At 65.6% G+C, this 10912-nt stretch carries 8 protein-coding genes and 1 pseudogene; 8 read left to right on the top strand and 1 reads right to left on the bottom strand.

Annotated features, from left to right (window positions below; all coding sequences use genetic code 11):
- The 7 genes from CAPSK01_RS05480 to CAPSK01_RS05455 form a co-directional block, all read left to right on the top strand.
- Positions 1 to 870: SUMF1/EgtB/PvdO family nonheme iron enzyme (locus CAPSK01_RS05480; protein ID WP_337958543.1), on the top strand; the 870-nt coding region annotated here is incomplete at its 5' end.
- A gap of 40 nt (positions 871 to 910) precedes the next feature.
- Positions 911 to 1306 (top strand): diversity-generating retroelement protein Avd, encoded by a 396-nt coding sequence (gene avd, locus CAPSK01_RS05475; protein WP_273703155.1) that lies wholly within the window; start codon positions 911 to 913, stop codon positions 1304 to 1306.
- Positions 1290 to 2363 carry an RNA-directed DNA polymerase gene (locus CAPSK01_RS05470; RefSeq protein ID WP_034923481.1) on the top strand — a complete coding sequence of 358 codons (1074 nt, stop codon included), beginning with the start codon at positions 1290 to 1292 and terminating at the stop codon, positions 2361 to 2363. The genes avd and CAPSK01_RS05470 overlap by 17 nt, the downstream gene beginning before the upstream one ends.
- Positions 2364 to 2393: 30 nt before the next feature.
- On the top strand, positions 2394 to 2555 hold the full coding sequence (locus tag CAPSK01_RS22020) for an SUMF1/EgtB/PvdO family nonheme iron enzyme (protein WP_337958542.1): 162 nt from the start codon (positions 2394 to 2396) through the stop codon (positions 2553 to 2555).
- 219 nt (positions 2556 to 2774) lie between these two features.
- Positions 2775 to 3776, top strand: a complete 1002-nt coding sequence (locus CAPSK01_RS05465) for a formylglycine-generating enzyme family protein (RefSeq protein ID WP_273703153.1) — start codon at positions 2775 to 2777, stop codon at positions 3774 to 3776.
- Between the two features lie 478 nt (positions 3777 to 4254).
- Positions 4255 to 5082: a crotonase/enoyl-CoA hydratase family protein gene (locus CAPSK01_RS05460; protein WP_273703152.1), complete on the top strand. Its 828-nt coding sequence runs from the start codon at positions 4255 to 4257 to the stop codon at positions 5080 to 5082.
- Positions 5083 to 5099: 17 nt separating this feature from the next.
- Positions 5100 to 6038, top strand: coding sequence for an AEC family transporter (locus CAPSK01_RS05455; RefSeq protein ID WP_034923478.1), 939 nt, complete (start codon positions 5100 to 5102; stop codon positions 6036 to 6038).
- Between the two features lie 144 nt (positions 6039 to 6182).
- On the opposite strand, the pseudogene CAPSK01_RS22015 reads toward CAPSK01_RS05455, so the two are convergent.
- Positions 6183 to 6481: pseudogene (locus CAPSK01_RS22015) on the bottom strand (IS5/IS1182 family transposase); the annotation flags it as partial.
- Between the two features lie 158 nt (positions 6482 to 6639).
- Here CAPSK01_RS22015 and CAPSK01_RS22010 point away from each other — a divergent pair.
- Positions 6640 to 10545: a transporter substrate-binding domain-containing protein gene (locus tag CAPSK01_RS22010; protein ID WP_273703151.1), complete on the top strand. Its 3906-nt coding sequence runs from the start codon at positions 6640 to 6642 to the stop codon at positions 10543 to 10545.
- Positions 10546 to 10912 lie beyond the last annotated feature (367 nt).

Here is a 10912-nt window from a genome sequence, read left to right as displayed (position 1 = left end):
CGAAGGTTGCGCGGCGTTCCGTTGGAGGTTCACGGGGAGGAGGTCGCCGCGGTCGCCTGGAACCCCGACGGCAAGGGGCTCGCGTCGGTCGGCCGGTCCGGGATGGTGGTGCTGTGGAGCTTTTCCGATGCCGGTCCGGCCGCGGACGAGCGCGTTTTCCGCGATTGCGACCAATGCCCGGAAATGGTGGTTGTTCCCGCCGGCAGTTTCATGATGGGCTCGCCGGGGACCGAAGGTTTCGCCGACGAACGACCACAGCAGCGGGTGACCTTCGCCAAGCCCTTCGCCGTCGGCAAGTACGAGCTCACCTTCGACGAGTGGGATGCCTGCGTGGCGGATCGCGGCTGCAAGTACAAGCCTGGCGACGAAGGTTGGAGACGCGGCCGGCAGCCGGTGATCAACGTCAGTTGGGACGACGCGCAGGCCTACGTCGCCTGGCTGGCGAAGAAGACGGGCAAGCCCTACCGGCTGCTGTCCGAGTCCGAATGGGAGTATGCTGCACGCGCGGGGACGCGGACGAGGTATCCCTGGGGCAACGAGCCCGGAACGAACCGCGCCAACTTCTTTGGTTCGGGAAGCCAGTGGAACGGCAAGCGGGCGGCGCCGGTCGGCAGCTTTGCGCCCAACGCCTTTGGTTTGTACGACATGATCGGTAACGTCTGGGAATGGACACAGGACTGCTGGAACGACAGCTATGCCGGCGCGCCGATGGACGGCTTGCCGTGGCTCAAGGGGGACTGTGGCCGGCGGGTGGTGCGCGGCGGCTCCTGGAGCAGCAAACCGGAGGTCGCGCGGGCGGCCTTCCGCTACTGGGACGAGCCCGGGCTCCGGAACGACGACCTGGGTTTCCGCCTCGCCAGGACGCTCTGACCTCTTGCCTCTTTGACTCTTTACCTCTTGCATCCACCACATGATTGCTTCTTCACCAAGTGACGAACCTCGCCGGCCCGGCGACGCGGCGCGCAGATCGGGACCGGCGCTCGAAGCGATGTTCCGCTTCATCGTCTGGCTGATCCCGACGCTCGACAAGTTGCCGCGCAGCCAGAAGTTCCTGCTCGGCGATCGGATCCAGGCGACGGCGCTCGACGTCTTCGAGCGGCTGATCGAGGCGACGTACAGCAAGGCGCGCGAGCGGCCGTTGAGCGACGCCAACCTCGGTCTCGAGAAACTGCGCTTTCTGTTCCGCGTCTGCGCCGAGCTGCACTACCTCGACCTGCGCCGCTACGAACACGCGGCGCGAATGCTCGACGAGATCGGCCGTATGGTCGGCGGCTGGATCAAGGCCAACCGTGCCGCGCAGGGTTGACGATCTGTTCGGCGAAATCGCCAGCTTCCGCGCGCTGCGCGAGGCGGCGCTGCGCGCGCTGCGTGGCAAGCGGCGCAAGCCTGGAGCGGCGGCTTTCTTCGCCAATCTCGAACGTGAGCTGCTGCGCCTGGAACGGCTACTCAATGCGGAAACCTGGTGCCCGGGTGCATACAAGAGCTTCGAGGTGCGCGACCCGAAGCCACGGCTGGTTTCCGCTGCACCGTTTCGCGACCGGGTGGTGCAGCATGCGCTGTGCGCCGTGATCGAGCCGATATTCGAGCGCGGCTTCATCGACGACAGCTTCGCCAACCGCGTCGGCAAGGGCACGCATCGGGCGGTGACGCGCTACGAGCACTTCCGCAACCGCTACCGGCATGTCCTGCGCTGCGACATCCATCGTTACTTCCCCGCCATCGACCATGAGATCCTGAAGCGCGACCTGCGGCGGCGGATCGCCTGCGCGCGGACGCTGCGCGTGATCGACGCGATCATCGACGGCTCGAATGCGCAGGAGCCCGTGAACCACTACTTCCCCGGCGACGACCTGTTCTCGCCGCTGGCACGACGGCGCGGGTTGCCGATCGGCAATCTGACCAGCCAGCTCTTCGCCAACATTTACCTCGACGGGCTCGATCATTACGTCAAGGAAGTACTGCGCGCGCCCTACCTGCGTTATGTCGACGATTTCGCGCTGTTCCACGATGATCCTCTGGTGCTCGACGACTGGCGCGCGGCGCTCGCCCGCTATCTCGAGGGGCGACGGCTGGTCCTGCATCCGAGGAAGACGCTGGTTCTGCCGAGCAGCGAGCCGTCAGCCTTCCTCGGGCTGGTCGTCATGAGCGGCAATCGGCGGCGCTTGCCGGAGGAGAATGTGCGTCGTTTCCGCAACCGGCTGCGCAGCCTGCGTGACCGCTGGCGCGCCGGGACGGTGACGCAGGAGGAGGTGGAACAGCGTGTGGGCTACTGGGTAGCCCACGCGGCGCATGCCGACACGTGGCGGCTGCGCCGGGCAATCTTCCGTGGCGGCTGGTTCGATCCACTGTACCAGTTGCCATAGAAGCCTGACGGGGTCCGTTGTGGCCGGCGGGTGGTGCGCGGCGGCTCCTGGAACAACGATTCGGAGAACGCGCGGGCGGCCTACCGCAACAGGAACGAGCCCGGAAACCGGAACAACAACCTGGGTTTCCGCCTCGCCAGTACGCTTCCGGGCCGGAGCCGGGGCGGCCAAGGCTGCCCCGGGTGTGCGTGAGAGCGTCCAGGCCCCGTCATGATGAGCACGGGTCCGCTTGCCGCGGACCCCGGAGCCGCGCCCGTCCTGGCCTTCGGGCGACGGGCGCGGTGTCCTCTCCTGCTTCGGTGGGTTGCGTCGGAACGCTCGCGCCGGCAGTGGCGCGGCCGGCGCTGATGCGAAGAGAGCCTGAAACGCCGAGGTCTGCGCGTCGTTCCCCTGCTCGTCGGGACGGCGACGATGCCGAAGGCGGCACAACTGCCCGAAACGCTGCGCCCGCTGGCTCGCCGCGTCGCGCACGAGATCACCGACAAGCGCTGGGATTACGATGTCGGCGAGCTGGTCAAGGCGCTGAAGAAAAGCGGTCTGGGCGGCGGCGGGCCGAAGCCCGATCCGGAGCCGCTTGTCGTCCGACCCAGCGAGTGGCTGCCCGGCAAGGTGTTCAGAGACGGCGACGGGTTTCCCGAGATGGTCGTCATTCCGGCTGGCGAGTTCGTCATGGGTTCACCGGAATCCGAAAGGGGGCGCAGGGACAACGAGGGACCCCAGCACAAGGTGCGTATCGGCAAACCCTTTGCGCTTGGGCGCTATGCCGTGACGGTCGGCGACTTCAAGCGCTTCGTGCTGGCCAGCGGCTACCGGAGCGAAGCCGAGCGCAATCCCGACGAAGGGATCTGGGCGTGGGATGCTGCCAAGGGCGATTGGGGTCCGTCGAAAGACAGGAACTGGCGCGATCCGGGCGTTGCGCAGGATGATCGTCATCCGGTGGTCGGGGTGAGCTGGAAGGACGCGCTGGCCTATGTCAAGTGGCTGGGCGAAAAGAGCGGCAAGACTTACCGGCTACCGAGCGAGGCCGAATGGGAATATGCGGCGCGCGCCGGGACGACGACGGCCTACCCCTGGGGTGACGACCCAGGCTCCAGGTGCGGCAACTTCTTCGGTTCCGGAAGCGCCTGGAGCGGCAAGGGAACCGCGCCGGTCGGCAGCTTCGCCGCCAACGCTTTCGGTTTGCACGACATGATCGGCAACGTCTGGGAATGGACGCAGGACTGCTGGAGCGAGAGCTACGTGGGCGCACCCGACGATGGAAGGTCGTGGGAGAGCGGGGACTGTGGCCGGCGGGTGGTGCGCGGCCGCTCCTGGGGCGACGGTTCGGGGGTCGCGCGGGCGGCCTTCCGCGGCAGGAGCGGGCCCGGGAGCCGGGACGTCAACCTGGGTTTCCGCCTCGCCAGGACGCTCTGACCTCCTGCTTTCTCGCTTCTTTACCTCTTGCCACCAACGTGTGGCGACACGGTGCGGGTAAGCCAGACACTCTCCTCGCTCGTCGGTATTCCTTCGTGACCGCGCGCGGCGGCATGCTGAAGCAGTCATGGCAGGTGCCGAGGGCGAAGCAGGAAAATCCCCAGGCGGCGGCGAAGCTGATCCAGCGCAGGGGGGCAACGGGAACGATCTACCACCCCTAGTAATCGACCCAGAGCGAAGTGTAGCCCCGAGTATGCTGCCAAGATTGGCCACTCGCGGGATGGCGTGTCCGGCATTGGGTCGCGCGGGGCGGCATCGGTGAGGGTGTGCGCGAGGGAAGCGCTGGAAGGGCTCGGCGGCGGAACTCGGGAGCAGCGACCGGCCGGTCGCGCCACGGGCCGACCGGCGCAGCACCCGGCAATTCCATTAAACTTCGCATTCCGTCGGCGTCGCTGACGAATCTCTACAGGAGAAAAACGTGAGGATCGCCATTCCCCCCTTGACGACGATTGCCATCGAGTTCGCGGATGGGATCGCCGAGATCCGGCTGAATCGTCCCGAACGTTCGAACGCGATGAACGAGGCGATGTGGCAGGAACTGCGCACGGCCTTCGACTGGGCGGACGCGACAGCCGAGGTGCGCGTCGCGATCCTGAGCGGCGCCGGGCGCAATTTTTGTGCCGGGATCGATCTGGCGATGCTGGCGGGGGTCGGCCAGGCGGTCGCGCATCGCGACCCGGCGCGCAGCCGCGAGGCGCTGCGCCGGCTGATCCTCGATCTGCAGGATTGCCTGTCGACCGTCGAGCGTTGCCGCAAGCCGGTGCTGGCGGCGATTCAGGGCGCCTGCATCGGCGGCGCGATCGATCTGGTGAGCTGCTGCGACATGCGTTACGCGGCGGCCGAAGTGCAGTTTTCGGTGCGCGAGATCGACGTCGGGATGACCGCCGATGTCGGCACCCTGCAGCGTCTGCCGCGGCTCATCCCGGATGGCGTCGCGCGCGAACTGGCCTACACCGGCCGCAGCGTCGATGGCGCCGAGGCGAAGGCGATCGGGCTCGTCAATCAGGTCTATGCGACTCCCGAGGTGCTGCTCGACGGGGTGCGCACGATCGCGCGCCGCATCGCCGCGAAATCGCCGCTGGCCATCCGCGGCACCAAGGAGATGCTCAACTACGGCCGCGACCATTCGGTGGCCGACGGGCTGAACTACGTCGCCACCTGGAACGCGGCGATGCTGATGTCCGCCGACCTCGACGAAACGCTGGCCGCGATGCGCGAGCAGCGTCCGCCACGCTTCCTCGACTGACCGGTGCTGCCGGCGGCATGCAGACGTTTGTTCATCACGTCGAACTGGCGGCACCGCTCTTCGTCCTGGTGCTCGTCGGCTATGTGCTGATGCGCGGCTTCGCCTGGCCGCAGGCGATGTCCGACCACCTGTCGCGCTTCGTTTTTTCGGTCGCCCTGCCGGCGATGCTGTTTCGCCTGATGAGCGACCTCTCGCAGTTGCCGCCGGTCGATGCGCGGCTGCTGCTCGCCTTCTTCGGCGGCTGCCTGATCGTCTTCGTGCTTGGCCGTCTGCTCGCCTGGAAGCTCTTTGCGCTGGACGGCGTCGGGCAATCGGTCTTTGCCCTGGGCGGGGTGTTCTCGAACAACGTGCTGCTCGGTCTGCCGCTGGCGAAGATCGCCCTCGGCGATGCGGCGGTTCCGTCGGTGGCGCTGGTACTGGTCTTCAACGCGCTGATCCTGTGGACGCTGCTGACGGTATCGATCGAGTGGGCGCAGCATGGCAGCTTTTCGCTACAGGGTTTCGCCCAGACGGCGCGCGGCGTGCTGACCAATCCGATCGTCGCCGCGATTCTCGCGGGCACGCTGTTCGGACTGACCGGCGTGCCGCTGCCCGCTCTCGTCGCCCAGCCGCTGGCGATGGTCGGCCAGGCGGCGGCGCCGATGGCGCTGGTCGCTCTGGGCATGGGACTCGCCGAATACGGGGTGCGTGACGGTTGGCGGATCAGCGTCGCCATGACGCTGATGAAGCTGGTTGTCCAGCCGCTGGTCGTCTGGCTGCTGGCACGCCTGATCGGCCTGCCGCCGATGGAAACGCGGGTCGTCGTGCTGTTGGCGTCGCTGGCGGTCGGCGTCAATGTCTATCTGATGTCGCGCCAGTTCAACACCCTGGAAGCGCCGGTGGCGAGCAGCCTGGTGCTGTCCACCGCGCTGGCGGCACTGACGACGCCGTTGGCGTTGGCGCTGACCGGGGCTTGAGTTGCCGGGGGCGGCCGGCGACCGAGAGAGGGCCTGGGGTCACCCATTGGAGCGTGTCCTCAATTAAGTCAAACGACGGTTCGGAGCGAGCCATCCCTCGGCTGCACCGCGCGGCCGGAGCGGGAACGCAGAGGGTCCTTGTCGTCATTGCAGCCACGGGTCCGCGGACAGCGCCAGGATGCCGAACATCCGGTGAACCATCACTTTGGTATTGCCCTTGACCCGGCAGGTCTTGCCGCCGCATCGCATTCATCCTTGCGCCGCGCGTTGCTGCGCTCGGCGCTGATCAGCGACAGGGGAATGGCAGCCAGGCTGTCGTGTATCGATGCGCTGGAGAGCAGTGCGGCAATTGGTACGCCACAGTCGGCGGGATCGAGATGCCGCTTGTAGCCGGTCCAACGCTTCTTGTTGCCTTGAGCATTGCACTTCGTGCCGCGATCACACTTTCGGAAAATCGTGGCCGCCCGGAGGCGCGGGTGTCCAAACTCTGGTCGGAAAACGGCGAATTGGGTGCTACAGTAAGTAGGAGTAGGAAATAAAATCGACCGCTTGATCGAGAGCGTCGACAAACGGGTGAATGATCGCTGGCTGAGAGAGACCCATGAGAATGCGAACGAGGCGCTATTGGCTGGTCCAGTGGCTAAGCGTGCTATTTCTGTGTCTCGGTACAGGGGGCTTGGCGCCGGCAGGCACCGAGTCCGTAGTACCGGTTCAGGCATCCGGCACCGGGCAGATTCCACCGCTCGAGTTGACCCCGGACGAGCGCGCCTGGATCGCGGCCCATCCCCGTATCGTCCTCGGCATCGACCAGACATGGGAACCCCATATCCTGAAGGCGCCCGATGGCAGCTTGACGGGTATCGACGGCGATGTCGTGGCGCGCCTCAACGCGCTATTGGGCACGCGGATCACCTTCGAGACCGGCCGCTGGGCGGACATGGTCGACAAGCTGAAAGCCCGACAGATCGACGGGCTTTCAGCGGCCGCCGTGCACGAGGAGCGCCGCGCGTTCGCCGATTTCACCCAGCCCTACATGACGCTTTGGAAGTACATCTACGCCCGCAGCGACAATCCGGCAAATATCCGCTCGCTTGAAAATCTGGCTGGCAAGCGGATCGGTTACCAAGCCGGCAATCTGTTCGAGAAAAAAACGCTGGCCTCCGTTCCGGGCGTTTCCGCCCTTCCCGTGGACAGTCCTCAAGCCGCTTTTGCCGCCGTCCTCGACGGCGAGATGGAGGGTTTCATAGGCTCCATCATCACCGAGTATCAACTCAAGAGAAGCGCGACAAAGCGTCTCCAGCCGCTTTTCCGGATCGGCCAGCCGCTTGAACTGGTCTTCGCGATCCGCAAGGACTGGCCCGAGCTGACGTCCCTCCTCGACAAGGGCATCGCCGCGATTTCGGCGGAGGAGCGGCTGCGCATCAAGGATCGCTACTATCGGGAGATCGAACGGCGCCTGATCCAAGCGACGGTTTCGCTCACCGACGCGGAGCGCGCCTGGATCGAGGCGCACCCGAACATCAGGATGGGTATCGACGCAGGTTGGCAACCCTACATCATCAACAATCCCGATGGCCGCATCACCGGGATAGAAGCCGATTTTCTTGCCCGCATCAACGCCCTGACCGGACTCAACCTGCGCATCGAACAAGGCGTCTGGAAAGACATGGTAGAGCGGGCCAAGCGCAAGGAAATCGATGGCTTGCTGGCCTTGACCTACCAGAAGGAGCGTGAGCCATATTTTCTGTTCAGTGATCCGCTCTACAGCACCTACCGAAATATCTTCGTGCGCAAGGGCGATCTGGACCGCTATCGGGACATGGCCTCTCTGGCCGGCAAGCGGGTTGGCCATCAGGCCGGCAACGCGCCGGAGGAAAAGCTGCTGAAAAACCATCCGCGGTTGATCGCGGTGCCCAAAGCGGAAAACACCGATCTGCTGGATGCCCTGCTGCAGGGCGAGGTCGACGCCGTGCTCAGCGGCACCGATTTCATGTATCTGATGCGGCAACGCACCGTGACCGAGGTAAGAGTGGCGTTTTTTCCGCCGGACAGTGAAATAGTGCTGCGCCAGGCGTTCCGCAAGGATTGGCCGGAACTGCAAGTCATCGTCAACAAGGCACTGGCGGCGATTCCGGCCGAAGAACGCCTGGCGATCACCGAGCGTTATGTCGGCAACATCCGCGGTGTGAAGCCCGCCGAGCCGGCGCTCGAACTTACCGAGGCCGAGCGGCGCTGGCTGGACGCCAAACACACGGTGCGGGCGAGGGTCGGCAATTGGCCGCCCTACATGTTCGTCAAGCCGATCCCGTCGGGAATATCGGTCGACTACCTCGACGCCATCGCCAAGCGCTTTGGCTTCACGGTCGAATACGTTCCGCCTACCGTCGGCTGGCCGGATGCGATGCGGGACGTCAAGGAGGAGCACCGCCTTTTCGACCTGCTGCTGACCATGCAGCGCACGCCCGAACGGGAAAAGGAGTTCGCCCTGACCAGCGACTACCTGCGCATGCCCTGGGCGCTCTTCGCACGCCGGGACGCCCCCTTCCTCAGCGGCCTCGACGACCTGAAAGGCAAGACCGTCGCTTCGGAACGGGAGTATGTCATGACGGGCAGACTCAGAGCAGACCATCCGGAGATCAGGATTCTGGAAGTGGCCCTGCCCGAGGACGCGCTGCGCGCCGTAGCCATGGGCCAGGCCGACGCTTACGTGGGCAATCTGGTCAACGCCAGTTTCCTGATCCGGGAACTGGGGCTGTCCAATGTCGTCGTGGCTGCTCCGACGCCCTACGGCGACCACACCCAGGCGATGGCGATCCGCAAGGATTGGCCGGAACTGGCCAGCCTGATCGACAAGGGTCTCGCCAGCCTGACTTCCGAGGAGCGGCACGCGATCAACGCGCGCTGGGATCCGCAGCAACTTCTGTCGCGCATCGACTACACCCTGGTCTGGCAGATCGCGGGAGGGGCAACGCTGATTCTGCTGGCGTTTCTCTACTGGAACCGCAAACTGACGCAAGAAATCGCCCGTCGCCAGCACATCGAGGCAGACCTGCGGTCGTCCGAAAAGGAGCTGAAGGCATCCGAAACCGAACTGCGGCGATCGAGGGACGCGGCCGAGTCGGCCAACCGCGCCAAGAGCATGTTTCTGGCCAACATGTCGCACGAACTGCGCACGCCGCTCAACGCCGTTCTCGGCTTTTCCCAGATGCTGGCGCGTGACGCGAAAGCGACCGAGGATCAAAGGCAGAAGCTCGGCATCATCAACCGCAGCGGCGAGCATTTGCTGGCGATGATCAACGACATCCTGGACTTGTCCAAGATCGAGGCGGGCAAGACCGAGTTGCTCAACGAGCCCTTCGATCTGCCACGCTTGCTCGAGGACAGCGCGACGATGATCCGCGCCCGTGCCGAAAGCCGAGGCATCGCACTGACCGTGGACATCGCTTCGAACACGGAACGTTTCGTCACCGCCGATGCCGGCAAGCTGCGCCAGATCCTGATCAACCTTCTGGGCAACGCGGTGAAATTCACGCGCCAGGGCAGCGTCGCCTTGCGCGCGCGGACTTGCGTGGAAGAGGAGCGGACGTGGTTGGAAGTGGAGGTCGAGGATACTGGCTCCGGTATCCCGCGCGAATCGCTGGAGAGCATCTTCCAGCCCTTCGTCCAGGTCCACTCCGCCATGGAGAATCAGGGGACCGGTTTGGGCTTGGCCATTACCCGTTCCTTCATCGAGATGATGGGTGGCCGCATCGTGGCGGCGAGTACGCCCGGCCGCGGCAGCGTGTTTCGGGTCAGGCTGCCGCTCGAGCGTTCGTCGGCGGAGGCAGTGGCTGTGCCCACAGCGCCCGCCCCCGAGGTGATCGGTTTGGCCAAGGATCAGCCGACGCCGCGCATCCTGGTCGTCGACGACGTGCTGGAAAACCGGCTGCTGGTGACCGGCCTGCTGACGCAGGCCGACTTCGCCGTGCAAGAGGCCGGGAACGGCGAACAAGCCCTCGCCCTGTTCGAGCAGTGGCGACCCGACCTCATCCTGATGGACATACGCATGTCGGTCATGGACGGCTTCGAGGCCACCCGGCGCATCCGGGCTCTGCCTGGCGGTGACGTGGTGAAGATCGTGGCCCTGACTGCCGGGGCGTTCAAGGAGGAGCGCGCCGCCGTCCTGGCGTCCGGCTGTGACGACATTCTGCTCAAGCCATTTCGCGCCGAGGAGATTTTTTCGATGCTGGCGCGACATCTGGTGCTGCGTTACCGCTATGCGGCGGCCACCGAGGATGTCTCGGCGCAACCCGCCGCGGCGCTCGGCAGCGCGACCATGGGGCCGCTGCCCGAGGAACTGTGTCGAGAACTCCGCGTGGCGGCGACGGCACTCGACATTGGTGAAACCGGTGCGGTGATTGCGAAAATACGCACCGTCGATGTTCAGGAAGCGGCCCGCCTGCAAGCGCTGGCGAACGACTACCGTTTCGGCGAGATTCTGGATCTGCTGGACTCGTCCCACCAGTGATCTCGGCGAGTTCTATGCCAACAGCGACTGGCTGCGGCGGCTCGGTCGCTACCACCGCGGCCCGGACGCCGTCTTCCGCGCCTGGTACAACACCTGGCTGTTCGCCCGCCTGCTGTTCCTGAGACCGCCGATGGCCGTGCGTTGCGCCGGCGGGTCCTGGTCGCTGGCGAGGGGAACCCCGCTGCCGGCAACGGCTTCGTCGGCGTGCTTGTGGAGCGCCTGAAACAGCCAGCCGCCCAGGTTGGTTGGTGGTGCGCCTGATTATGCCCCGCCTGGCGCCCGCGCAGGATGGACCCGCGCGGAAAAATGCGGCACCATCGCTCGCTCGCTCGTGGCGGGCTGGCGGAACGTCGCCAGGCGCTTGCAC

Source organism: Candidatus Accumulibacter vicinus (assembly GCF_000584955.1).
Classification (GTDB): Bacteria; Pseudomonadota; Gammaproteobacteria; order Burkholderiales; family Rhodocyclaceae; genus Accumulibacter; species Accumulibacter vicinus.
The sequence above is the reverse complement of the archived record's forward strand: the minus strand, read 5'-3'. Positions and strand labels throughout refer to the sequence as shown.

Coding starts and splice junctions, on each gene's coding strand:
- CAPSK01_RS05465 (WP_273703153.1), top strand. CDS start 2,775: ATGCCGAAGGCGGCACAACTGCCCGAAACGCTGCGCCCGCTGGCTCGC.
- avd (WP_273703155.1), top strand. CDS start 911: ATGATTGCTTCTTCACCAAGTGACGAACCTCGCCGGCCCGGCGACGCG.
- CAPSK01_RS05455 (WP_034923478.1), top strand. CDS start 5,100: ATGCAGACGTTTGTTCATCACGTCGAACTGGCGGCACCGCTCTTCGTC.
- CAPSK01_RS22010 (WP_273703151.1), top strand. CDS start 6,640: ATGAGAATGCGAACGAGGCGCTATTGGCTGGTCCAGTGGCTAAGCGTG.